This window comes from Desulfitobacterium sp. LBE (assembly GCF_007830365.1).
Taxonomy (GTDB): domain Bacteria; phylum Bacillota; class Desulfitobacteriia; order Desulfitobacteriales; family Desulfitobacteriaceae; genus Desulfitobacterium; species Desulfitobacterium hafniense.
In genome coordinates this window covers 5,392,942-5,417,142 of record NZ_VLKD01000001.1, presented here as the reverse complement: position 1 = coordinate 5,417,142, position 24,201 = coordinate 5,392,942, and the positions used below count along the sequence as shown (strand labels likewise).

At 49.7% G+C, this 24,201-nt stretch carries 24 protein-coding genes; 3 read left to right on the top strand and 21 right to left on the bottom strand.

Annotated features, from left to right (window positions below; genetic code table 11):
* Position 1 precedes the first annotated feature (1 nt).
* The 4 genes from DESLBE_RS25735 to spoVAC form a co-directional block, all read right to left on the bottom strand.
* Positions 2-1,495, bottom strand: a complete 1,494-nt coding sequence (locus DESLBE_RS25735; protein WP_144678533.1) for a spore germination protein — start codon at positions 1,493-1,495, stop codon at positions 2-4.
* 62 nt (positions 1,496-1,557) lie between these two features.
* Positions 1,558-1,920: a stage V sporulation protein AE gene (gene spoVAE / locus DESLBE_RS25730; protein WP_005811048.1), complete on the bottom strand. Its 363-nt coding sequence runs from the start codon at positions 1,918-1,920 to the stop codon at positions 1,558-1,560.
* Positions 1,921-1,936: 16 nt separating this feature from the next.
* The gene (gene spoVAD, locus DESLBE_RS25725) at positions 1,937-2,941 is read right to left on the bottom strand and encodes a stage V sporulation protein AD (protein WP_011460231.1); all 1,005 of its coding nucleotides are present in this window, start codon (positions 2,939-2,941) and stop codon (positions 1,937-1,939) included.
* Positions 2,942-2,990: 49 nt separating this feature from the next.
* Positions 2,991-3,458 carry a stage V sporulation protein AC gene (gene spoVAC / locus DESLBE_RS25720; protein ID WP_015944604.1) on the bottom strand — a complete coding sequence of 156 codons (468 nt, stop codon included), beginning with the start codon at positions 3,456-3,458 and terminating at the stop codon, positions 2,991-2,993.
* A gap of 202 nt (positions 3,459-3,660) precedes the next feature.
* Between spoVAC and spoIIAA the strand changes: the two genes are divergently transcribed.
* From spoIIAA to sigF, 3 genes are read left to right on the top strand one after another with little or no spacing between them, the layout of a single operon-like run.
* Positions 3,661-4,008, top strand: coding sequence for an anti-sigma F factor antagonist (gene spoIIAA, locus DESLBE_RS25715; protein ID WP_005811044.1), 348 nt, complete (start codon positions 3,661-3,663; stop codon positions 4,006-4,008).
* Positions 4,005-4,442 carry an anti-sigma F factor gene (gene spoIIAB, locus DESLBE_RS25710; protein ID WP_005811042.1) on the top strand — a complete coding sequence of 146 codons (438 nt, stop codon included), beginning with the start codon at positions 4,005-4,007 and terminating at the stop codon, positions 4,440-4,442. Before spoIIAA ends, spoIIAB begins: the two co-directional genes overlap by 4 nt.
* A 13-nt stretch (positions 4,443-4,455) precedes the next feature.
* Entirely contained in the window at positions 4,456-5,238 is a 783-nt protein-coding gene (sigF, locus tag DESLBE_RS25705) for an RNA polymerase sporulation sigma factor SigF (RefSeq protein WP_018306776.1), read from the top strand.
* Here sigF and DESLBE_RS25700 read toward each other — a convergent pair.
* The 17 genes from DESLBE_RS25700 to feoB form a co-directional block, all read right to left on the bottom strand.
* The gene (locus tag DESLBE_RS25700; protein WP_005811039.1) at positions 5,235-6,377 is read right to left on the bottom strand and encodes a serine hydrolase; all 1,143 of its coding nucleotides are present in this window, start codon (positions 6,375-6,377) and stop codon (positions 5,235-5,237) included. The genes sigF and DESLBE_RS25700 overlap by 4 nt on opposite strands.
* 213 nt (positions 6,378-6,590) lie before the next feature.
* On the bottom strand, positions 6,591-7,067 hold the full coding sequence (locus DESLBE_RS25695; protein ID WP_018306775.1) for a CoA-binding protein: 477 nt from the start codon (positions 7,065-7,067) through the stop codon (positions 6,591-6,593).
* A gap of 66 nt (positions 7,068-7,133) precedes the next feature.
* On the bottom strand, positions 7,134-8,426 hold the full coding sequence (locus tag DESLBE_RS25690; protein WP_026198914.1) for a pyrimidine-nucleoside phosphorylase: 1,293 nt from the start codon (positions 8,424-8,426) through the stop codon (positions 7,134-7,136).
* A gap of 77 nt (positions 8,427-8,503) precedes the next feature.
* Entirely contained in the window at positions 8,504-9,337 is an 834-nt protein-coding gene (locus tag DESLBE_RS25685; protein WP_018306772.1) for a purine-nucleoside phosphorylase, read from the bottom strand.
* A 361-nt stretch (positions 9,338-9,698) separates the two neighbouring features.
* Positions 9,699-9,839 (bottom strand): hypothetical protein, encoded by a 141-nt coding sequence (locus DESLBE_RS25680; protein WP_005811029.1) that lies wholly within the window; start codon positions 9,837-9,839, stop codon positions 9,699-9,701.
* Between the two features lie 275 nt (positions 9,840-10,114).
* On the bottom strand, positions 10,115-11,524 hold the full coding sequence (gene ltrA, locus DESLBE_RS25675) for a group II intron reverse transcriptase/maturase (protein WP_144678532.1): 1,410 nt from the start codon (positions 11,522-11,524) through the stop codon (positions 10,115-10,117).
* 630 nt (positions 11,525-12,154) lie between these two features.
* A complete protein-coding gene (locus DESLBE_RS25665) occupies positions 12,155-13,321 on the bottom strand; it encodes a phosphopentomutase (protein ID WP_144678531.1) in 1,167 nt (388 codons plus the stop codon).
* Positions 13,322-13,419: 98 nt separating this feature from the next.
* Positions 13,420-14,388 carry a site-specific tyrosine recombinase XerD gene (gene xerD, locus DESLBE_RS25660; protein ID WP_018306769.1) on the bottom strand — a complete coding sequence of 323 codons (969 nt, stop codon included), beginning with the start codon at positions 14,386-14,388 and terminating at the stop codon, positions 13,420-13,422.
* A 72-nt stretch (positions 14,389-14,460) separates the two neighbouring features.
* Positions 14,461-14,691: a hypothetical protein gene (locus tag DESLBE_RS25655; protein WP_018211250.1), complete on the bottom strand. Its 231-nt coding sequence runs from the start codon at positions 14,689-14,691 to the stop codon at positions 14,461-14,463.
* 25 nt (positions 14,692-14,716) lie between these two features.
* Entirely contained in the window at positions 14,717-15,502 is a 786-nt protein-coding gene (locus tag DESLBE_RS25650) for an acyl-CoA dehydratase activase (RefSeq protein ID WP_172625501.1), read from the bottom strand.
* A 25-nt stretch (positions 15,503-15,527) separates the two neighbouring features.
* Entirely contained in the window at positions 15,528-16,757 is a 1,230-nt protein-coding gene (locus tag DESLBE_RS25645; protein ID WP_018306767.1) for a 2-hydroxyacyl-CoA dehydratase family protein, read from the bottom strand.
* The gene (locus tag DESLBE_RS25640) at positions 16,754-17,914 is read right to left on the bottom strand and encodes a 2-hydroxyacyl-CoA dehydratase family protein (RefSeq protein WP_018306766.1); all 1,161 of its coding nucleotides are present in this window, start codon (positions 17,912-17,914) and stop codon (positions 16,754-16,756) included. The genes DESLBE_RS25645 and DESLBE_RS25640 overlap by 4 nt, the downstream gene beginning before the upstream one ends.
* Before the next feature lie 22 nt (positions 17,915-17,936).
* Positions 17,937-19,688 carry a long-chain fatty acid--CoA ligase gene (locus DESLBE_RS25635; protein ID WP_018306765.1) on the bottom strand — a complete coding sequence of 584 codons (1,752 nt, stop codon included), beginning with the start codon at positions 19,686-19,688 and terminating at the stop codon, positions 17,937-17,939.
* 144 nt (positions 19,689-19,832) lie between these two features.
* Positions 19,833-21,071: an acyl-CoA dehydrogenase family protein gene (locus DESLBE_RS25630; RefSeq protein ID WP_144678530.1), complete on the bottom strand. Its 1,239-nt coding sequence runs from the start codon at positions 21,069-21,071 to the stop codon at positions 19,833-19,835.
* A gap of 186 nt (positions 21,072-21,257) precedes the next feature.
* Positions 21,258-21,638 (bottom strand): metal-dependent transcriptional regulator, encoded by a 381-nt coding sequence (locus DESLBE_RS25625; RefSeq protein WP_005811011.1) that lies wholly within the window; start codon positions 21,636-21,638, stop codon positions 21,258-21,260.
* A gap of 186 nt (positions 21,639-21,824) precedes the next feature.
* Entirely contained in the window at positions 21,825-22,001 is a 177-nt protein-coding gene (locus DESLBE_RS25620) for a FeoB-associated Cys-rich membrane protein (protein WP_015944610.1), read from the bottom strand.
* A 44-nt stretch (positions 22,002-22,045) separates the two neighbouring features.
* A complete protein-coding gene (gene feoB / locus DESLBE_RS25615; protein ID WP_018211244.1) occupies positions 22,046-24,193 on the bottom strand; it encodes a ferrous iron transport protein B in 2,148 nt (715 codons plus the stop codon).
* Between the last annotated feature and the right edge of the window lie 8 nt (positions 24,194-24,201).

Below are 24,201 nucleotides of genomic sequence, written 5' to 3'. Positions count from 1 at the left end.
GTTATTTTTCATCATGCCCTTGGGGCTGGCGGATGGTATCTTTCGGCTTAAGAATACTGGGCCGCTTATTCTTGATAGGAAGAGGAGACCGCACCAGAACGGTGCCCAAGGCTTTTACATCCAAAGGCAATAATGGCCATAAATAAGGAACACCGAAAGATTTCGTCCTCCACAGCAGGAAGAACAGGATCAGTACCCCGATGGCCAAACCGATGAAATTATTGAGGGCTACCATGACCAAAAGGAACAAACGAGCCAGACGGTTGGCCTGGGCCAGCTCATAACTGGGCGTGGCAAAGGTACCTACTGTGACAATGGCAATGTAAACAATAATTTCCTGAGCAAAAAGCCCAACCTTGATGGCCACATCACCGATCATAAAGGTAGCAATCAAACCCAGGGCTACAGTCAGGGGCCCCGGTGTGTGAATAGCAGCCATGCGGACTAAATCCACCCCAAATTCCGCAAGAAACACCTGAGGAATCAACCCGATCTTCCCTACTTCCTGAATGCCTAAAAATTGCAGCCATTCGGGAAGGAGGTGAGGATTTAAGGCACAGGCCAGCCATAGAGGCAAAAGGAAAAGAGCTGCAAAAATCCCCATAAAGCGAACCCAGCGCAAATAGGCGCCGACGATGGGTTCCTGACGGTACTCTTCCGCGTGCTGGGTATGGGACCAAAAGGTAGCCGGAGCAATCATCACCGAAGGAGAAGTATCCACCAAGACCACCACATGGCCTTCCAGCAAATGAACAGCTGCCACATCCGGCCGTTCCGTATAGCGCACCCGGGGATAGGGATTCCAAATCTTGCTGCCGAGAATGAACTCCTCCACACTTTTTTCCGCCATAGGAATGCCATCGATCTTGATCTTCTGAATTTCTTCAGATATCTCCTTGACCAAATCATCGTTGGTTATATCTTCAATATAGGCCACACAGACATCGGTTTTGGACCGTCTCCCTACTTGCATTAATTTCAGCCTGAGTTTCGGATCCCGCAAACGACGGCGGATGAGAGCCGTATTAAAAGCTAAGGTCTCCGTAAAGCCATCCCTGGCCCCCCGGGTAACCCGTTCAATATCCGGCTCACTGGGAGAGCGGGCCGGAAAACTGCGGGCATCAATGATGATCGCTTTTTCCTGACCTTCGACGAACAGAGCCATGGGACCGGACAAAATGAAGTAGAGGATTTTATCCATGGTATCCACTTCAGATACCTGGAGGCCCACAATACGGCCTTTCACCAGGGTCTGCAGGGTATTCACCACGAGGTCCGCCCGCTCAAGCTCCACAAGGGCTTCGAGGATAATGCTGACAACCTGGGTATCCACCATACCATTCACAGAGTAAATGGCTATTTTCTTGCCGCCAATGGTCATTTCCCGCAGGACAATATCAAAATTATCGGGAACCCCCAGTTCCCGATTAAGATAGTCCAGATTCTTTTGGTAATGTTTACTGACTTTAACATTGCTTTCACTTGAATTATCCAAATTACCGCCTCCAGACCCACTTCCCGTTCATCCTTTAATCGGGTTCAAGTTTCATCACCAGCTTAGCCCTTGGGATTAAAGGTTACAGAAACCAAATAGCCAAAAAAGACCGCCGCTGCAATCCCCACGGCTGTCGCCTCGACCCCGCCTGAAAAAGCTCCGATCAGGCCTTTTTCTCCTACAGCCTCTATGGCTCCTTTAGCCAGGGAATAGCCGAATCCTGACAGTGGGACCGACGCTCCGGCTCCGGCAAATTTCACTAAGGGTTCATAGACGCCGAGAGCGCCCAAAACGGCTCCGCCGGTGACGAAGGTTACCAACACATGAGCCGGAGTGAAGGTGGGTTTCGTTAAATCCATCAGCAGCTGACCAACTACGCAAATCAGGCCGCCTACCACAAACGCTGGAATAATCTGCTCAAACATTGCTCTTCCTCCTTTATCAAGCCTCGATGACTACAGCATGCCCTATTCCTGGAATGGACTCTCCCTGCAGGCTGGAAGTAGGACTATGTAAGGCCCCGCTCCCCACGAGAAGGACTCTTTTATACTGACCGGATTTGATCTTTTCCATAATATGTCCGGCAAAGACCACTGCCGAGCAGCCGCAGCCACTGGCACCGGCATGAGCGTCCTGACTTTTGTCATAAATCAATACGCCACAGTCCGAGAAATTCTGGAAATGGAGCCCCGACTTTTTCAGTACTTCTTGAGTAAGATTTAATCCTACACTGCCTAAATCACCGGAAATAATCAGATCATAGTCCTCTGGTGTCCGGTTCATATCCTGAAAATGATTGATAACCGTATCGGCTACAGCCGGAGCCATGGCGGCTCCCATATTATTGGCATCTGTTTCCCCAAAATCCACAATCCTGCCGATGGTGGCAGCAGTAATCCGCGGCCCCTCCCCGCTCTGACCAAGAACGAGACTGCCTGCCCCGGTCACCGTCCATTGGGCACTCATAGCCCGTTGCCCCCCCTGCTCTGTAGGCAGGCGATACTGGCGTTCGGCTGTATCATGATGACTGGATACTCCCACCAGCACCTTGCGGGCAAAGCCCCCGTCAATGAGCATGGTTCCCACCGACATGCTCAAGGCCATGGTGGAACAGGCCCCATAGAGCCCGATGAAAGGGATGCCCATGGTGCGGGCAGCAAAATTCGCAGAAATGATCTGATTCAGCAAATCCCCGGCCAACAGGTAATCGATCTCATCCTTCTTGATTTGGGATTGCTTGACAGCCCCTTCCATGGCTTCCTCCAACATTTTGGTTTCCGCGACTTCCCAGGATGTATTGCCATTGATATTATCTTGCCATACCTTGTTGAAGGTCTTGCCCAAAGGGCCCTGACCCTCCATAGGGCCAACTACGGAATAAGAGGAGAGAATTACGGACGGATTCGAGAAAACCACCGTTTGATTGCCTATGCGTTTTAGGTTCATTTCTTTTTCATCCCCCGTTTCATTTACTTTACATACTAAGGACGGTTGATCAGCGCAGGAAATAGGTGATGAGCCCTATAGCAATGGAAGCCGCAATCCCGTAAACCAATACCGGCCCCGCTACGGTAAATAATTTGGCGCCGACACCCATCACATAACCTTCCCGTTTAAACTCCAAGGCCGGGGATACTATAGAGTTGGCAAATCCTGTGACCGGGACGATGGAGCCGGCCCCGGCAAATCTTCCGATTTCATCATAGATACCCAACCCGGTGAGGAGTGCCCCCAAGAGAATCAGGAAGGCTGTTGCCGCCGTTGAGGCGTCATCTTTGGGCAGCCCCATCTGAACTAAAAAATTAATGACAATTTGTCCGAAAGCGCAAATGATTCCACCTACCAGGAAAGCCCTGATGATATTTTTCATGAACGTAGGCTTTGGAGTCATAGATTGTGTGAGCTCTTTGTACTCCTCAGGAGTCACATTAAGAGTTGGTGGTCGCAGTTTTTGGTCAGCCAAGGAAATCACTCCTTTCGTTTATGCCTGTTAATCCTTGTCAATAGTGCTAACACATAGTATGAATCTGGAATTCCCTTTTTATGCGGCACTCCAAATTCTCTGCCATATTTTCCTTAATATAAATATTTTTTACACTTAAGCAGGAAAATTATGGATGTCGTCGAATTGAACTTTGAGAAGACTTAGGTAGGGGGGAACACCATTGCTTATTGACAAAAAACTGGAGCGTCAGACCTTGCTCTTGACCTTAAAGGGAGAACTTGACATGAATACCTCTGAAAGTCTACGCCAGACCATAGATAGTGAGATTGAACGTCGTGGAGTGCGAACAGTCATACTTAATCTGGAAGACATCAGTTTTATCGACAGTTCGGGGCTGGGGGTTATTCTTGGGCGTTACAAGAAGCTTCTCCCCATGGGGGGGAAAGTGATCATCACCCGGGTACCTCCCCATATCTATAAGATCATGGAATTATCCGGTCTCCCACGTATCATTCAATTCGAAGATATTCTGAACCAGGAAGATGGAAGGAAGGGAAAAACTGTATGAAAAGAAACCTTTTAGATCTTAAGTTCTCTAGTCTGGGCGAGAATGTGGGGATCGCCCGGATGCTGATTGCCTCCGTCGGGGCCCAACTGGACCTTTCACTCAACGATATTGAGGAACTTAAGGTCGTCGTCAGCGAAGCGGTTTCCAACGCAATTATTCATGGTTATGCCAATCATCCGGACAAGCTGGTTCAATTAATCATTGAACAAAATCCCGAAGCCTTAAAAATCATTGTCAAGGATGAAGGGTGTGGAATACCCGACGTGGAGCAGGCCATGCAGCCGGCCTTCAGCACGGATCCTGAGCGCATGGGGCTGGGATTTGTCTTCATGCAATCCTTCATGGATGATCTCCAGGTGGAGTCAGCAGTCAATCAAGGGACCACTGTCACAATGATTAAACAACTTGACAATATCCAGCCCTCCACGCATTAGGGGGGATAGAATGATGATTCAAAGACTAACGGAAATGAACCTTCCCCGCTTCCCTCTTCTATCCGATGAAGAGATGATGGATCTGCTCCATCGCGCCCAAAACGGTGATGCTGAAGCCAGAGAGCGGCTGATCAACTGCAATCTTAAACTGATCTTCAATCTTGTCCAACGCTTTTCCCACCGCGGGTATGAGCTGGAGGATCTCTTTCAAATCGGCACCATCGGCCTGATCAAGGCTATCGACAAATTTGACTTTACTTATGGCGTCAAGTTCTCCACCTATGCAGTCCCCATGATTATCGGGGAGATCCGCCGTTTCCTGCGGGACGATCATCCCGTTAAGGTCCCCCGCTCCTACAAAGAGCTGGTTTATAAAGTCAATAAGGCCCGGGAAAGCCTGTCGGCAACCTTGGGCCGGGACCCTACCATCGGCGAAATCGCAGAAAATATCGGAGTCGATCGAGAAGACATTGTATCTGCCTTAGAAGCGGTCCAAAGTCCTACTTCCATTCATGATACCCTCTATCAAGATGACTCCGATCCCATCTATATTTTGGATCAACTTCCTATGGAGAAGGATTTGGAGGCCGGTTGGTTTGAAAAGATTGCCCTGAAAGAGGTTCTGGACAAACTCCCTGAACGGGAAAAACGAGTTTTGATGATGCGTTTTTATGAAGATAAGACCCAAAGTGAGATCGCAGCCCTCCTTAACCTTTCCCAAGTCCAAATCTCAAGGATCGAGCGGGCTGCTCTGCACCGTATTCGCCAGTATCTCCATGAACCCGAGCATGATTAAAATCCAAATACTCCTTCGAAAGTACGAAGAATTTGCTTGCCAATTCCTGCTTTCTCGATATCCTTTTCGGCCACCAGATTCACGGAGGCCATTAATTCATTATCGCGATAGAGAAGGATTTCCCCCACCTTTTGACCCGCTTTCACAGGCGCTTCCACATCTGGGTTGAGCTTCGTCTCGGCCCAGATGTTTTTGTCGCTGCCTTTCGGCACGGTGACTCCCAGGGCTTTTTCCGTAACAGCTACCAGATCTTCCTCCATTCCCTTGCGGACCTTAATCACTCCTTGTTTCTGACCAACGGGGGCATATTCTTTATAGGCATAGTTGGCGAAGCCATAATTGTACAGCTTCATGGATTCCGTAAAATGTCCCCTGACCTGAGGAACTCCCATGACCACTGCAATCAGGCGCAGCCCATCCCGCTCGACGGTGGAGGCAAGGCAATAATTCGCTTCACTGGTCCAACCGGTTTTAAAGCCATCGGCTCCCTCATACCACCACAGCAGCTTATTGGTATTCCAGAGCTTGAATTTACCCCCGCGCAAATCATACTCTTTCATATTTGTCAATTTGCGGACCAGAGGATACTTTAAAGCTTCACGACCCATCAGGGCCAGATCATAGGCACTGGTATAGTGTCCTTGTGCCGGTAAACCATAGGCATTGACAAAATGGGTATGATTAGCGCCAATCTCCTTGGCCTTCTTATTCATCTCTTCCACAAAGGCCTCGTGAGTGCCGCTGATATGTTCTCCTACGGCATAACAGGCATCATTGGCCGAGCCCACCGCGATCGAAATCAACATCTCTTCCAGAGAAAAGGTCTCCCCCGGCTCCAGATAGATTTGCGAACCGCCTAAACTGCTGGCCCCTTCACTGGCGGTTACTTTATCGGTGAGGCTGACCCGTCCCGATTCAACCGCCTCCGCGGCCACTAACAAAGTCATCAACTTGGTCACGCTGGCCGGCGGCAGTTCTTTATGGATTTCTTTTTCAAAAAGTATTTGACCGGACTTAGCATCCATCAGAATCGCACTCGCTGCCTCGGTCTCCAGTACGGCACCATAGGCCTGATGGGGAACGGCCAGATTGCCAATGAATAACGCCAAAGCAAAAACCCACGATAATGTTTTACGCATTCGTTTTAACCCCCTTACGAAACATATTTATTCTATTATCCCCAGAAAAATAAATTATATCGAAAGGCAACTTAAACATATCAACTCTCGTTAATGGAGTTTGAACATTGCTGATTTAACATAATTATAAAATTATAAAGAAAATAGCCACAACCTGGTGCTGTTACCAAGTCATGGCTATCTTCTTTTTTTCAGTTGCTCTCTCAGTTCGCGCTAACGCCTCTTGGGAGCCTTTGGTGATTTCAGTCCATGCCAATAGCAGGGATGAAGGTAAGCAAAAGGCTTGGGATAAATTTTATGCTTCAGGAGGCACCCTTGAATTACCTGAATCCCCGCTGCATCTGCTTGCTCCTGAAATTCTTCTGTCCAGTTGTGTTCTTGAAACCAAACGAATTGAGCCCCACATTCCTGAGCCTGACTGATAATATTCGGAATCGATTCCGATTTTAAGCAGGGGACCACCACATCCACCTTATCCTGCAAAGCCGCCAGCCCTGCATAGACTTTAAAACCTTCCAAACGCTGTAAATCCTCAGCCACAGGATAAACCACACAGCCAAATTGCTTTAAGGTCCTCCAGACTTTATAGGCATGCTTATGCTTCAGAAAGCGATCGGCATTCCCTACCACAGCATAACGATGAGCTGTTGTAGTTTCCCCAGCCAGAGAAAACACTTTCTTTTCACGCATCTATAGTCACCCCTAACTTCAGGTATTAAAGATTACGTGAAAACAGCTTATCCTATGACTCTCAGATTACTTTACCACTTCATGAATATATTCTATCGGATCGGGCTTGCTCTCCTGAAATCCATAGGCCTTTAAAACATCTGCTTCTACATATTCAAGGTTGGTGTGCAGAATACAGAGAGGTTCATCAAGGTCAACATAATCCCCTACCTTCTTCAAAAGCGTTACCCCGGCCGCATAGTCGATGGGATCGTCCTTCTTCTTTCTTCCTGCCCCCAACAGCATAGCCACCAGCCCAATCTGTTCGGCGTCAATAGAGCTTATATACCCTGCATGGTTGGCGAGGACTTCGATATGATGCTTCGCTTGGGGTAATTGGGCGGGCTCATGGACTATTTGAGGATTTCCTCCTTGAATTGAGATCAGTTCTTTTAATTTTTCTATGGCCTTACCTGAGGCAATAACTTGCTGAAGTTCTGCATAAGTTGACTGGAAATCATGATAGTTCCCACTGGCAATGGCCATATAGGAGGCTATCGTCAAAGCAATTCTGGTTTCGTCTGCCGCTCCCCTGCCCTTTAAAACATCGATAACCTCTTTTATTTCATTAGCGTTCCCCACTTCATGGCCAAGAGGCTGATTCATATCGGTGATGATGGCGATAGTCCTTCTCTTTAATGACTTACCTATTCGCACCATACACTCAGCCAGCTTTTTGGCTTCTGGGAGAGATTTCATGAAAGCCCCTGAGCCTACTTTAACATCGAGGACGATGGCGTCTGCCCCGGAGGCAATCTTCTTGCTCATGATAGAACCTGCTATGAGAGGAATACTATCCACGGTTCCTGTCACATCTCTTAAGGCATAGGTCAGCTTGTCGGCAGGGGTTAAATTAGCTGTTTGCCCTACTACCGCCATGCCGTGGTTATTCACATTGGCGATAAATTCCCCGGTACTTAAAGCGGTCCTGAATCCTTGAATCGCTTCAAGCTTATCAATGGTCCCGCCGGTATGACCTAATCCTCTGCCGCTCATTTTCGCCACAGGGATTCCCAATGAGGCAACCAAGGGAATAACGATCAGGCTAATCTTATCCCCCACTCCCCCTGTTGAATGCTTATCGACCTTTACTCCTGGGATGCCGGATAAATCGATGGTCTCTCCTGAGTTCACATAGGCCATGGTTAAGTCGGCGATTTCCTCATCATTCATCCCTTGGAAGTAAATGGCCATGTAAAGAGCAGCTATTTGATAGTCGGGAATCTCCCCCTTTACATAACCTTGTACGAAAAACTCTATTTCCTCTTTTGTTAATGCTTCGCCTTTTTTCTTTTTGTTGATGATATCAATGACCCGCATTGCACCCACCCCCGTATGTTCCTAAAGAGCAGCCCAAAGCTGCCCAAAGCTCCCCATATCAATATCATCCCGAGACCTTAGGCCAGCCCTTTAACCAAAGCCTGCACAAACCGCACAAACTGCTTCTCAATGCGCTCGGCCGTCTCCATAACCTCGGCATGACTGAGACGCTGGGAAAGAATTCCGGCCGCCATATTGGTAACGCAGGAGATGCCAAGAACCCGCATCCCGCCATGATTAGCTATGATGACTTCAGGGACGGTACTCATACCCACCAGATCGGCTCCTATCGTGCGCAGGAAGCGTATCTCCGCCGGGCTTTCATAGCTGGGACCGCTCATCGCTGCATAGACCCCTTCCTGAGGATGGATCCCCACTTCCCGGGCTATGGTGAGGGCCTTTTGCCGCCACTCCAGATCATACCCTTCACTTAAATCAGGAAAACGTGGGCCTAAGTTGCTGAGATTGGCTCCGCGCAAGGGATTATCTCCCATCATATTAATATGATCCTTGATCAAAATCAGATCCCCCGGACGGTAAGCAGGGTTAATTCCACCGGCAGCATTGGTCACAATCAGCCCGGATACTCCCAAAACCTGCATGACCCGAACAGGAAACGTGACACTTTGCATGGAATACCCTTCATAAAAATGAAAGCGTCCTTGCATAGCCACCACGGTCTTACCCAGAACTTTCCCGAACACCAATTGACCTTTATGTCCCTCAACGGTGGAAACAGGGAAATTGGGAATCTCCTGATAAGGAATAACCACCTTATCTTCAATCAAGTCCACAAAGCCACCCAGTCCCGAGCCAAGGATAACACCCATTTGGGGCTCTATATTTACTTTTTCAATAATAAACCGCCGGGTTTCGCTGAGTTTGTCCATAAATTCTTGCTCGCGCATCATAGTGATCGTCTCCTTATCTATTATTTTTAATAGGTAGATTACAACAGCCGCTCATGCCGGCCGCAGCAACGACAGAGCGAAAAACGTCGTTCAGGTCGTGTAGCCTTATCGTCCGGGTCGCGTAGCTTTACGCACAACGCGTACTCCATAGCTCCAGGGCTGGCTCACTCGCTTTCTTAACAGCATCTGCGGCGGATAAGTATCCTTTGGAGAGTGCCGCCTTGAGCGAAACTGTCCAAAGGACACTTTCGTCACCAAACCTCTGGGCAATACCTGATGTTAACCATGGCTCCGCTACGTTAAGAAAGCTTTGTTCACCCGACCGCCCCTCCGCTAAATCCGTTCTCTTTTGTACGTAAAGCTACGTCTTGCGGGTCTCTTTCAGTTTTTCCTTGGGCCTGAGGCCTGAACTTTTTATAAGCGCAGCCTCTTGTACGCCGTTTATGGGGTCTCCTTCGGAGCTATTCTTCTCTTCAAAGCCTTTCTTTGTATCTTTTTCCAAATCGCCGACCCTGCCACTTAAGCAGCGTCGGTAAAGACGGAAAAAGAGGCTTGAGTAGGGCAATTTACCCCACCCACTCCATAAGGCCCCGCTACCCAGACCCGGAAAGCAGCCCAAGGATTTTGCTTTACAAAAGGGAAGCGACTTTAAGCGAGCGGAAACAAAACTTCGCGAAAAGCACGCAATCGGGTAGGAGGCTAACCATTATTTGGTCAGCCGACCTCCCACAGCACCGTACGTACCGTTCGGTATACGGCGCTTCCAAAGTTTACACCTTACTTCGCAGAGTAACATCCCGTGAAACTGAGGCATCCAGCTTGTTCGAATCGTTTGTTGGGTAAGGCAGTCCTCAGTATTGGACTATGAGCTGTTCGCCAATATCCTTTTCTTGTGTTTGCCCACATCCATGCTTTTTCTTTGCTTATGCCTGCTTTCTTCAAGTAGTCATAGCGGCTTCGAATTCGCTTCCACTGTTTCCAGGCTACCATTCGTACCCGGCTTCTCATCCATTCGTCTATCTCTTTCAGCTGACTCTTTGCGTCTGCCAGCTTAAAGTAATTCGTCCATCCTCTTACCACTTGGTTCAGTTTGGTTTTCCTTTCTTCGTTTCCCATCCCGTTACTTCGTCCTGTCACTTCCCGGATTTTGTCCTTGAGTTTTCTGATGCTTTGGGGATGGATTCTCAGTCGGCCTTCTCCTCGATAAATGTAAAAGCTATATCCAAGGTATTTCACATAGTTGACATGCGAGACCTTGCTTTTCTCTCGGTTGACCTTTAGAAATAATTTCTTCTCGATGTAAGGCACGATATGCTCCATCGTTCGTTGGGTCGCTTTTCTGCTTCTGCAGAAGATCATGAGGTCATCTGCATACCTTACGAAGCGGTGGCCTCGTTTTTCCAGTTCATGGTCGCACTCATTCAACATGATGTTTCCCAGCAGTGGGCTTAAGGGGCCCCCTTGGGGCACTCCCTCTGGACTTTCTTCGAACATTCCATCGACCATAATTCCCGCTCTGAGGAATTTGTGGATGAGCGATATGACCCGCCCATCTTTGATACTCTCCGATAGGATTTGGATGAGCTTGCTTTGGTTGACGGTGTCGAAGTATTTCTCCAAGTCCATATCCACTACGTATTTGTACCCTGCTGTGATATGGCTTTGACACTTCTTCAGCGCATCATGAGCACTCCGGTTGGGCCGGAAGCCGAAACTACTCTCTGAGAATTGTTTTTCGAAGATAGGGCTCAGAACTTGGGCTATAGCCTGTTGGATAAGCCGGTCGACTACAGTGGGGATTCCTAGTTTTCTGGTCGTTCCGTTTTCTTTGGGTATTTCCACCCTTCTTACGGGGCTTGGACGATACGTTCCTTCTCGTAGACTCTCTAGGAGTTCCTCCTTGTGGTCTCTCAGGTAGGGTAGAAGTTCCTTCACCTGCATGCCGTCGATTCCACCGGCTCCTTTGTTCTTCTTCACCTGCCGGTAGGCTTGGTTTAGATTTTCGAAGCTCAGGATTTGCTCCAGTAGTTCTTCGTTCTGCTCGTTGGTGTTGGTGTTGTCGGTTTCCGTCATCTTCAGTGGCACCCACGCCTCTGCATACTCTCTCTGTTCCGCAGATGTCCTTTGCAGCTCGCCTCCGTTTCGAAGTTGTCTGTGGTTTAATTCGCCACCTTCAGTAACTTTCATTGACCCACACCTCCTTTGGTTCAGCCCTTCCTTCGGTGTCTTTTCACCTCTGTACTATGGCTTCTGCTGACTCCTCACGATAAATCTTGTTTCAACCGGGCTTCTTTCTCTGCTTCTGCCCGTCCGTGAGGCCTCCCACGGTAAGATGATTCACTTTCATTCCATCTACCCGCACCATTTACGCTGACGTGTCCGTGTAGCTTTTGGGCTTCGACTTGTCGCGCAGTCTCACCCCACGTTTCGCGCCTGATGCTGTTTGTGTTCCTCAGGCCGGAACTTTGCCGCTGGCTTCCTTCAGATTCCATCTCGCGATGGACACCCTTGCCTTAAGCTAATGGTTGGTCGCTACATACCCCCATAGCGGACTTTCACCGCCAAGTTAATCATCATGCGTGGCGCACGCGGAGTCGGGTTGGAAACAGGACGTTTCCAACCGGCTATGAGGCAGGAGCCGATTTAGCCACGAAACCCGGGTGAGGGTTTCGCCCAAGCCGCCTGCCACAGAGCCTACTTAACGGCGCAGGTGGACTTTTCGGAGCGGAGTGCTTGAGCGTTAGTTTTGTCCGCGCAGCTTATGGAGCCGACCGGTGTAAAGCAAAATCCTGGAGATCCAGCTTGCGAAGCCTTCCCTCAAATCAACTCCCCCAGAAAGCTCCGCCCATTAACCAACTCTTCCGTCCCCAAATACTCAGTAATCGTCGCTCCCAAATCCGCAAAAGAAGAGCGGATTCCCAGATTCCTTCCGGGCACAACCTTCTTCCCATAGACCAGTAAAGGAACATACTCCCGGGAATGGTCCGTGCTTTCCGTGGTGGGATCACACCCATGGTCGGCGGTGATGAAGAGGATATCCTCCTCCTCAAGGGAAGCGAGGATTTCCGGCAATCTCCCGTCAAACTCCTCAAGGGCTTGAGCATAGTTTTCCACATCATTGCGATGACCGTAAAGCATATCAAAATCCACCAGATTGGTCATGATCAAGCCCGGTTTCTTCTCCCTGATAAAAGCCAGGGTCTTCTCCACCCCATCCCTGTTCCCTTTGCTGGCCAGATGATCCGTAACCCCATGGCCTGCGTAGATGTCTTTGATTTTTCCCACAGCCATGACCTGAAGTCCTTTTTCCTTCACCATATCCAGGAGGATTTTGTGAGGCGGTTCAATGGCATAATCATGACGATTGGTGGTCCGGTAGAAGTTTCCTTCCTCGCCTAAAAAGGGGCGGGCGATGACTCGGCCTACTCTTAAATCCCCCTCCAGCATTTCCCGGGCTATCCCGCAGATTCGATATAATTCCTCTAAAGGGATCACCTCTTCATGAGCCGCGATCTGAAACACTGAATCTGCTGAAGTGTAGACGATCGGTTTTCCCGTCCGCACATGCTCCTGTCCCAGGCGCTGAATGATTTCTGTGCCGGAAGCCACTTCATTGCCTATGACCTGGCGGCCGATGCGCTCGGCAAAAGCTTGAAGAAAATCCTCCGGAAAACCTTGGGGAAAGGTAGGAAAGGCCCTTTCCAGAACCACACCGGCTATTTCCCAGTGTCCCGTAGTGGTATCCTTGCCGGGGGAACGCTCCGCCATTTTGCCATAGCAGCCTTGCGGGCTTGCCCCAGGGTCCACTCCCTGAATAGGTGCAATATTGCCCAGACCTAATCTCTGCAGATGAGGCAAATGAAGACCTCCACGGGCCTTGGCAATATTGCCTAAGGTATTGCTGCCCACATCTCCGTATTCATGGGCATCGGGCATTTCACCAATTCCCACACTATCTAAAACAATCAAGATGGCTCGTTTCAAAAAGCGCTTCCTCCTTTAATTTCATTAAACATATCAACTCGTTAAGCTTATCAATCCATTCATCTTATCAATCTTATTAAATTAAATTTTATCACATCTTAATCAGCCCGGGGATGGGCTTTGCGGAATACTTCCAACAGCCTTTGACGGGAAAGATGGGTATAAATCTGGGTCGTGGCAATATCGGCATGCCCCAGCATTTCCTGAACGGAGCGTAAATCCGCTCCATGATCCAAGAGATGAGTAGCAAAACTGTGTCTGAATTTATGGGGATAAATATTTTCCTGAACACCATGGGTTTGTGCCCATTTTTTGAGGATATCCCAAACCCCTTGTCGGGTCAGAGCCGTACCTCGGGAATTAAGGAAGAGGACTTCCGTTTTATGCTTTCCCCTCAGGCGTTCCCGATCATGCTCCAGATAATTCTGCAAAACCTCCAGGGCATATTCGCCGATGGGGACAATCCTTTCTTTGTTCCCCTTGCCCCGGCAGCGCAGGGTCCTCGTCTCAAAGATGATATCCGAAACCTTTAAGCCCACCAGTTCGGAGACACGCAAGCCACAACCATAGAGTACCTCGATCATGGCAATATTACGCATCAATAGTCCCTTATCCTTCCCTTCTGAGTCAGAATCCCCAGCTTTTTTACTGCTCTTGCCAGGTTTGGGCCCTTCTTTGTCCCGGTCCCCTCCCTCACCCATAAGCTTGCTGATTGACCCCTCAGACAGAACATGGGGCAGATGCTGTTCAAGCTTCGGAGTGCTCAGGTACTCGGTGGGATCATCTTCCCGCATCTCCTCCCCTAAGAGAAAAGCAAAGAAACCCCGCAGGGTTGCGAGGTACCGCGCCAATGTGCGGGCAGACCTCCCCTGATTCTTCTCCTGGAGAAGAAATAAGAAAAGGTCGTTGCCCTCACAAGCTATAATGTTTTTCCCACGTTGTTGAAGAAAGGCTGTGAATTTCCGCAAATCGCGTTCATAGCTGTTTCGGGTATTGGGGGAAAGCCCTCGTTCCACATTAAGGTAGCTCAAATATTTCTTAAGCCAAGCTTCTGTTTTAACCTCCACAGCAATCCCTCCCTCGCTTAGAAAGTTCTACAAGAGGGAAAGGTTTTCCTGCGGGTTTAAACCGGCGAATCCCTATCTTTTTATATCAGGAAAGAGCTGTATGACAAATTCGCTCCACACAGTGCCTTCCTCCTCAACCCGCATCGGGTTGCCGCTGGGTTTCTCATCTTTGTCCCCTTGGGATGTAAGCAAGAGGCTGCAGACCGTGACCAGCTTGGGCAGCATGACGGCCAGCAGCATCATTAAAATAACGATCCGGGCGATAGTGAAAAGAAACTCCGGCCAGCTTTTACCTCTCTGCATAACTTCGACCCCCAATCCCTAAAATTTATGCAGAGGGGGATTGTCTTGATGCCATTAAGGCCGCTCCCCAAGCGGCAGTGATCGAGGGTTCACTATACACCAGCAGAGGATGGCTCAATTGTCGGCGGAGTGCAGCCAATACCCCTTGATTGCGGGCTACCCCGCCGGTAAACACAATATCCGGCACTAAGCCGATCCGCTGTGCTAAAGATGCTACACGGCTGGCCACGGATGCGCAGACCCCGGCCAGTATATCCTCTTTCGGCTTTCCTGCCGATACATGAGTGATCACTTCCGATTCCGCAAAGACCGTACAAAAGGAAGATATGGCCGTAGGATTCCGAGACGTTTCGGCGAGGTTTCCTATGTCATTCAGACTAATCTCCAGTGCCGAGGCCATGACTTCGAGGAAGCGGCCTGTTCCCGCCGCACATTTGTCATTCATGGCAAAATCCACAACTTTGCCGTTAGGCAACATTTGGATCACTTTGCTGTCCTGTCCTCCGATATCTATAATGGTGCGGGCAGTGGGAAAAAGGTGGTGAATTCCCCTGGCTTGACAGGTGATTTCCGATACTTCCCGGTCGGCGGGAAAAGTAATCCTCCCGTATCCGGTAGCAACCGTCCCGCCCACATCCTCCCGGCTAAGTCCTGACTCCGCCAGCAGCTTAGCCACCATCTGAACCGCCACCTCCCGTCCGCTATACCCGGCCCGGGCTGTGTCATAAGCGATCATCTCAGTTTCCTGATCGATAAGAACGACTTTCACCGTCAGGGAGCCGATATCCACCCCAATATATATTTTGGCCATACCTTCCCTCTTTCCTTTGCCCACCTCAATCGAAGGTCTCCAAAAAGGCCTGAACACGATTGCGGATGGGTTCTTCTGCATAAGCCCGGGGATCAGCCATATCGGCTTCGATCATCAATCCCGGAACACCTGTCTCCATCATGACCCTTCTGCGGATAACCTCCTGGACCAGAGAATAGGGCTTACAGGAGCGATTGGAGTGCATTACGAATCCATCGGCCTGATAGTCCCCAATGAGCTGCACCAGTTGTTTGGTGCGGAATTCCGGGGAACGGTTCAGGAAAACTTCCGTATAGGTGGCGGCCAGACTTTCCAAAGGGGTACCCGGTGCCTGCTCCATGGCCCAGCCGCCGCTATAGGTATCGGTGACAAAGCATGCTCCCCGTTCCGTGAACATCTTATTGAAACTGAATACTTTAGGCCAAATCGCAATATTATCCCAGACCAAACGAATCCGCTCATTTTCCACCGCACCCTGGGCCAGGGCCTTCCGCTCCCTGACCTCGTCACGAAACAACCGGTAATAATCCCGCCCCCCTTTGGTCCCTCTCATCACCACAATGGGGGCCATATGGATAAAGAGATCGGGCGCATTCAGGGGGGAGGGGCGGGCTTGACAGGCTTGACGGGCCTCTTTCCAGAGACCGGTTGTTTCCCGGCTGAATTCCATCTGCTTCTCCAGCTCTTTTTCATCTAATGTCCTGCCGGTGATTTTCTCCAGCTCCACAACCATGGCCTTAAGCTGCTCCAGGACATAATTCCTGGCCTGCGACCTCATCTCTCCCGTCAGGTAAGGAGTATCCAGCACCAGCAAAGGAACTTTAAAGTGCCGGGCCAGCACTTCATACCATTTTAATACTGTACCGCAGATATTATTGCAGGCCACCAGCAGATCAGGCTTGGGCATTCCTCCTAAAGGGGCCAGATCCGGCCGTAAAACTCCACCGATATTGGAGCGGGCATAGGAGCATAGATCCTGGGAATAGCCTGCCGCTTCCGCCACCTGGCATAATCGGGCCGTAGCCTTATTGGTGCTGTAAATAGCAGCGTATTGCTCCGGGTAAGCCGGATGAATCTTAAAAGCCCGCAAAATTTCCACAGGGGCGCCGCTGGTTACCCAGGCAATCTTGCGGCCCAGCGGCTTACCCCAATAGCGGTGATACCCGGTTAAGATATAGTAACGCTTCATGGTTTTCTTCAGGGTATCCGTACTGCGCAGGGGACGATAATTCCGTTGCTGCGTCTCCTGGGTCATGTTTGTGCCCTCCCCCCCGAATCTGAAGACCGATTCTCCAGAATGCTCTCCAAAAATGCCTGCAGCCGGGTTCTCTCCTGTCCCCCTGCCTCCGCTCCCTCCAGTTCCAGAACCAAGGTACGAATTCCCCGGTTCTGGAGGGTTTCCGCCAAGGGAACCGCATCCCAGGCATGGGGTTCACAATACTTGCGGATGACCAGCACCGCACCTTCCACCTGCCGCCGGAAGGCTAAATTCCCCAAATACTTCAGGCGGGCATTGAGGCTTTGATTCTTACAGGGACAGGGAGGCATATCCTCATAGCGTTTCACCAGATCATACCAGGGGTCAGCCGACTCCTCCATCAGGGACCCGGAGTAGTGGCGGTAACCCGTACAAGTGTCATCCACCACGACCCGCCCCTCCAGTTCCTCGATCATGGCATACACTTGATCATTCTCCAGAACAGCCCCCGAGACCATCAGGCGTGCCCTTGAACCGGATTCCTCCGCCCTGGCATAGAGTACAGGGAGCACTTCATCCAGAGCCTCTGCATAGATTGCCCTGGGCATAAGCTGCCCGGCCCGCAGCAGGGCCGCCGTCAGAGGGGAAGGCAACTTCTCCCGCAGCTCTTCCACCTCATTGACTTTTTCCCTGATGCGCCGGCATAGGCGGATGGCTTCCCTTAGACTTTCCTCTGTAGGCTCATGACCGGTCAGTTTTTGCAATTGCTCCCAGGCCCTTTTGACCTCCTCCCGATAATACTGATTGGCCCCGACTGCCTTAAGCATGACGGGAGGAACCATGTTGACGATGTTTTGTTGGCCGGCAAACTCCCAAATACCGCTTAAACACTGCATGGTATCACAGGTATGGACAAAGCCGACCCCCAGCAGGTCTTCCCAGCGGCCCTGCAACTCCATATCCAAGATCCCCCGGGCCAAAGAACAGGAAAAAGGAGGCAGCTCCCCAGGGGTCCGCTGGGCGGAATCCGGCAAAAGGCGCAGGGGCTCAAGACCAAAGGCCATAATCAGTTCCTCCGGAAAATAGGAACATAGTATTCCCAAAAAACGGTGATTGGGATAGCGGGTTTTGCGTTTTAAGCCTTTAAGCGCGGATTCCTCCAACAGTAAGCTTAGGGAATCTCTTTGCTCTTCAGGCACACTCCATTCCATCATGGGGCATCCTCCTGACTTACAGCTACTTCGTCGCTGCCGCTTCCTTGGCACTCTGTTTTGCTTCCCCTTCTGCAGGAGGAGTATCCCGCAAGGCCCGGCGCAGGATCTTGCCAATAGCCGTCTTAGGTAAATCGGTACGGAATTCTACGGTTTTAGGAACTTTATAAGGGACCAGGTGTTTGCGGCAAAAGGCGATGACATCCTGCTCTGTAGCGGCAGCTCCATCTTTAAGGCTGACAAAAGCCACTACCTTTTCCCCGCTGTAACCGTCCTTAACCCCGATCACACAGGCCTCCCTGACTGCCGGGTGTTCATACAGCACATCCTCTACTTCCCGGGGATAGACATTGAAGCCACCGGTGATAATCATATCCTTTTTACGGTCCACAAGATAAAAATACCCGTCTTCATCCATGGTCACGATATCTCCGGTGTATAGCCAGCCATCCCTTAAAGCGTAGGCCGTCTCTTCCGGCCGGTTATAGTAGCCCAGCATTAAGTCCGGACACTGAATCACCAGTTCTCCCGATTCACCGGGAGGCAGCTCCTCTTCACCGGTGTCAATGTCCCTGATTTTAAAGTCCACATCCGGGAAAGGAAAACCGATGCTGCCGGTTCTGTTTTCCCCCCGCAAGGGATTGCAGCAGAGGGCATTGACCCCTTCAGTGAGACCGTATCCCTCCATCAGCCGGGCTCCGGTAAGCTCTTCGAAGCTTCGTTTAACCTCGGGGGCCAGAGCAGCTGCTCCCACGAAACACCCCACTAAGGAGGAAAGACTATAGCGTTTTAATTGGGGGTAATTAATCATGCCTATATACATCGTCGGAACTCCGGCAAAATACGTGGGCTTATGCTTGTGAATGGCTTTCAGGACATCTTTCGCTTCAAAGCGGGGAATCAGAATCGTGGAAGCTCCGGAGAATAAGGGAGCATTCATGCACACGGACATGCCAAACCCATGAAAGGCCGGGAGAACAGTGACCAAACGATCCTTGCTGCCCATTTGAACCCAGGCTATCGCCTGATAAGCATTGGCAAGCAAACCATAATGGGAAAGCATCACCCCCTTGGGGCGTCCGGTAGTGCCGCCGGTATAGATGAGGACCGCTATATCCTTACGAACATCCACTTTTTGGGACGGATAACCTTTTAGCACGGGACCGTTGCCCTCATTCAGCAGATCCTTAAACCTCCCGGCAACTTTGAGGCGTTCCTTACCTCCCGGGGACAGCTTCCGTGTGAATGGATAAAGAAATTTAAGAGGAAAAGGCATATACTCATTGAGAGCCGTATAGAAGGTATGCTTCAGCAATTGGGTCTCTCCGGCCTGATGACAAATGTCTCTCACATTTTCCAGCCGCTCGGCCAGAAGGTCCAGGCAAATGGCTGCTTTGACCTGAGCATCCCGAAAAATATGCAATAATTCTGATTCGGTACTGAGAGGATTGACAGGAACGACCACCCCGCCAATGGCAAGGATAGCATAATAAGCAATCACGTATTGGGGACAATTAGCCAGCAAAAGGGCCACCCGATCCCCGGGATCAATACCCAGCTTTTGCAGGGAACCTGCCAGGCGTTCGACTTTATTGCCCAAATCACTGTAACTCATTTTCTTATTAAAATAGATTAGGGCAACCTCTCCGGAATTCTTTTGCACACTTTTGCGGAATAACCCATCCACCGTCTCTTCAGGATAGCTTAGGTAATGGGGAACCTGTTGGTCGTATTGAGCTCTCCAGGGAAATTCATGCCTTTTATTTTCCTGACTCATGAGTATACCTCCCGCTTCCATTACATGGTTCTTTTCCTCTAAACCTTAATCCCGGACACCCTGATTTCTATAATGAGCTCACCGCTTTTATCTTTCTCCAGCCATGAGCCAAACCTTTTGCGGCCTCATCGACCTTATGGGCAACTACTCATATACTTTTTCCTCCGTCAAATGAGCATTCACCGCATCTTCTTCCAGGGAGCGATGGCATTGTAAATTCCCCCGGCGTTCTTTGTAATACTCATGTTGGATAATGAGATTCATCACTTCATTGGTACCGGTCCAAATCATGATGAGACGGATATCCCGCAGCAATCGCTCGATGGGGAAGACATTGGTATAACCAATCCCTCCCATGATCTGCATCCCATCGTTGACCACGGCCCAGGCCGAATCCGTGGCGAACTTTTTCGCCTCGGAGACCAAACGGCGTGCCACATGGCCCGGCACTCCAGAATCCACGGCCCGGGCGGTGGTATAAACAAGTGAGCGGGCTGCATCCAGGCGGGTGATTGAGTCAGCCACTTTAAAGTTGACCCCTTGAAAATCTTTAATTTTTCTGCCAAAAGCTTTGCGCCTGGTGCTGTAATCAGAAGCTACTTCCAGAGCCGCCCGGGCCATCCCCAAGGCTCCCGCGGCGCTGGTCAGCCGTTCCGGGATCATCATCTGATAAAAAATGTCTGCCGCACCGTTTTCCACACCGAGAAGGTTTTCGGCAGGAACTTTTACATCCTTGAAAACTACCCGGCCTGCCCCGCCTCCACGGGTTCCCATTAAGCCGTAGATATGTTCCACTTCCACTCCGGGACCACGGTCTACGATAAAGGCACTGATACTCTGATGGGCAGGTCCTTCCGGATCGGTCTTGGCATAAACCATAAAATAGTCGGCCCCCTCTGCTCCCACCACAAAACGCTTTTGCCCATTGAGAATATAGACATCCCCCTCACGCCGGGCTAAAGTCGTTGCCCCAAAAAAATCCGATCCTCCTCTCGGCTCAGTCAATGCTTCAGCAGTGTACAGCTTTCCTTCTAAAGTAGGCTTTAAATAACGATCTTTCAGCACCTCTGAGCCAAAATGATTAATGGCTTCGCCGACGATGGAAGGTAAGGAATAAAGGCACGCCAAACTCGTACCCAAAACCCCGATCTCTTCGAGAACTGAAACTTCATCCACCCATTGCAGCCCTCGTCCGCTGTACCGCTCAGCAAAGCGCAACCCCAGAAGTCTGGCCTGACCCAGGTCCATTAAGTACTCTTTGGGATAGATCACCTTTTCTTCATCCATCGCTAAGATCAGCTGTTTGGGTACCTTTTCTTTGACAAAGCGCGCCGCCTCTTCTTGCAGGAGCTTTTGCTCTGAGGTCAAGAGAAAATCAAACATGCCCTCTCTCCTTTCCAGAAATGAATAGCCATTCATTTCGTACTATTATGAATATTCTGACACTCATAGATAAGTACGTCAATACCCTTCTTAAATTTAGAAAAGGATGTTAATTTAAAAGGGCCGCTGCTCAACGAACTATACAGTTCATTGGGCAGCGGCCCTTTGTACACACAACACTCTTGCTTAACTCTGTTCTTTCATGCGTCTGTGATACTCTTCTTTCATTTTCTCAAAGGAGTCCTGACTAATGACATGCTCCACACGGCAAGCGTCTTGAGCGGCCGTCTCTTCATCCACGCCTAAATAAACCAGATACCGGGTAAGGATATCATGGCGTTCGTAGATGCGGGAAGCGATCTTCTCACCCTCATCGGTCAGGGTGATGACGCCGGAAGAATCCACTTCAATATAGTCATTCTTCTTAAGAATTCCTACCGCACGGCTTATGCTCGGCTTAGTATAACCAAGCTCATGGGCAATATCAATGGAGCGAATATCGCCTTTTTTCTTCTGAAGTATATAAATAGTCTCGAGATACATCTCGCCGGATTCCTGAATACTCATGGCAATAGCTCCTTTTTATAATTATTTCAGACAGACTTCCTGCAATAATTGGGCTCTCTCTAAAAGCATAGTATAATTAAGCAGAAAAATCAATCGTTCGCCATCAAACTTTAGCATTATGAAAAAGCCGCTGACTGATACACAGCAGCGGCTTTCGTTATAATGTTCTTTAGACATTGGTTTTGACTATTCTACTTTATTTGACTCACAACCTCCGCTCCCACAGCCACAGCTGCTTGAGCATCCTGAGCATCCGCCGCTCTTTCTCGTTTTATACACATTGCGACCCGCCAGAGCAATGACAGCAAGAAGAACGGCACCGATAATTAAATTCACACCATTGGAGCTGATCCACTCAAGCATAGCATTCACCTTCTTATCCTAAAAATCAAACCCGCTTATAGGTTTCACCCTTTGACAGGAATCCCGCTGACTCTCGGGGTAGGCCGGCCGGGTCTAAAGAGCAGATACAATAACCCTGCGAAGACAAGGGCTGCGACGGCTGTACCTACAGTAAACCCTGCACCGCTGAACAAAGAACCAAATTGGAATACCAGGAAAGCAATGGCATAAGCAAAGACCATTTGATAACCGATGGCAAACCAGGTCCATTTCATATCATTCATTTCCCCTTTGATGGCTCCGATAGCTGCAAAGCAAGGAGCGCACAGGAGGTTAAAGACCAAGAAAGAGTAAGCAGAAAGAGCTGTGAAGTGAGCGGCGATAGCGCCCAGGCTGCCGAAAGCCCCTTCTTCAACCAAGCCCAGAGCATCTCCTGATACTCCGTAAAGAACCCCGAACACGCCGACCACTTCTTCCTTAGCAACCAAGCCCATGATGGTTGCTACCGTACTTTGCCAGGTGCCGAAGCCAAGAGGAGCAAAGATCGGTGCGACAACACCGCCAATAGCGGCCAGAACACTGGCATCCATATCTTCGACCATCTGGAAGGAGCCTTCAACCATACCGAAAGAGGACAGGAACCAAATAAAGATACTGGCTAGCAAGATGATGGTTCCGGCTTTCTTAATAAAGGAGTAGCCCCGTTCCCAGGTGCTGCGCAGGACACTTCCCGCGGTGGGCATATGATAAGCAGGCAATTCCATGACAAAGGGAGAAGGGTCTCCGGCAAAACGGCTGGTCTTTTTGAGAATGATGCCGGAAATGACGATGGCCGCGACTCCGATAAAATAAGCACTGGGAGCGACCCACCATACACCGCCGAATACCGCACCGGCTATCAAGGCGACGATAGGCATCTTGGCGCCGCAAGGCATAAAGGTGGTGGTCATAACGGTCATTCTCCGGTCACGATCGCTTTCAATGGTCCGGGTGGCCATAACCCCAGGCACACCGCACCCGGTACCAACCAGCATAGGAATAAAGGATTTCCCGGAGAGGCCAAAGCGACGGAAGATCCGGTCCATGATAAAGGCGATCCTCGCCATATAGCCGCATTCTTCAAGAATAGCCAGCAAGAAGAAAAGAACAAGCATTTGGGGAACAAAGCCCAGTACCGCCCCTACCCCACCGACGATCCCATCCACGATAAGTCCGGCCAGCCAACCGGCTGCACCGATTTCCTCAAACCAGCCGGCCAAAGGCTCGCTGATCCATTCTCCAAAAAGGGTATCATTGGTGAATCCGGTGAGTATATCACCGACTGTCGTAATAGCGATATAATAGACCAACGTCATGATGACGGCAAAAATAGGCAAAGCCAGCCAGCGATTGGTTACCACCTTGTCGATCTTATCCGAGGTAGTGATTTTAGAGGAACTCTTCTTCACATAGCTTCCTTTTATAATAGAAGTAATAAAATTATACCGGGCATTGGTGATGATGGATTCGCTGTCATCATCCAGAGCATCTTCCACAGCGACAATAACCTCTTCCACATTCACAGCGGTCATTTGTTCCAGAATTTTTTCATCCCGTTCGAAGAACTTTATGGCATACCAGCGTTTTTGTTCCTCAGCGATGCCTCCCGGCAGCTTGCTGCTAATCGCCTTGAGTGCTTCTTCGATTTCCGGTTGAAAGGCAAGTTTGGCAGGACGGCTTTGAGCATTTTGTGCTGTCTTTACCGCTTTATCAGCCAATTCAGAGATTCCCATTCTTTTAAGAGCGGAAATCTCCATGATTTCACACCCTAAAGACTTGGAGAGCTTTTCAATATTGATCTTATCACCATTCTTATTGACGATGTCCATCATATTAATGGCAATGATGACAGGAATCCCGATCTCAGTGAGTTGGGTTGTAAGATATAAGTTCCGCTCCAAATTCGAGCCGTCAATAATATTAATAATAGCGTCCGGCTTTTCACCGATTAAATAATTCCGGGAGACGACCTCTTCCAGGGTGTAGGGCGAGAGGGAATAAATTCCCGGCAGGTCAACGATGGTTACATCCTTATGTCCCTTGAGCTTGCCTTCTTTTTTCTCTACAGTCACTCCTGGCCAGTTTCCTACAGTTTGGTTAGAACCCGTAAGAGCATTAAACAGAGTTGTTTTTCCACTATTAGGGTTCCCTGCCAGTGCAATTTTCAATGGCATCTTTTTTC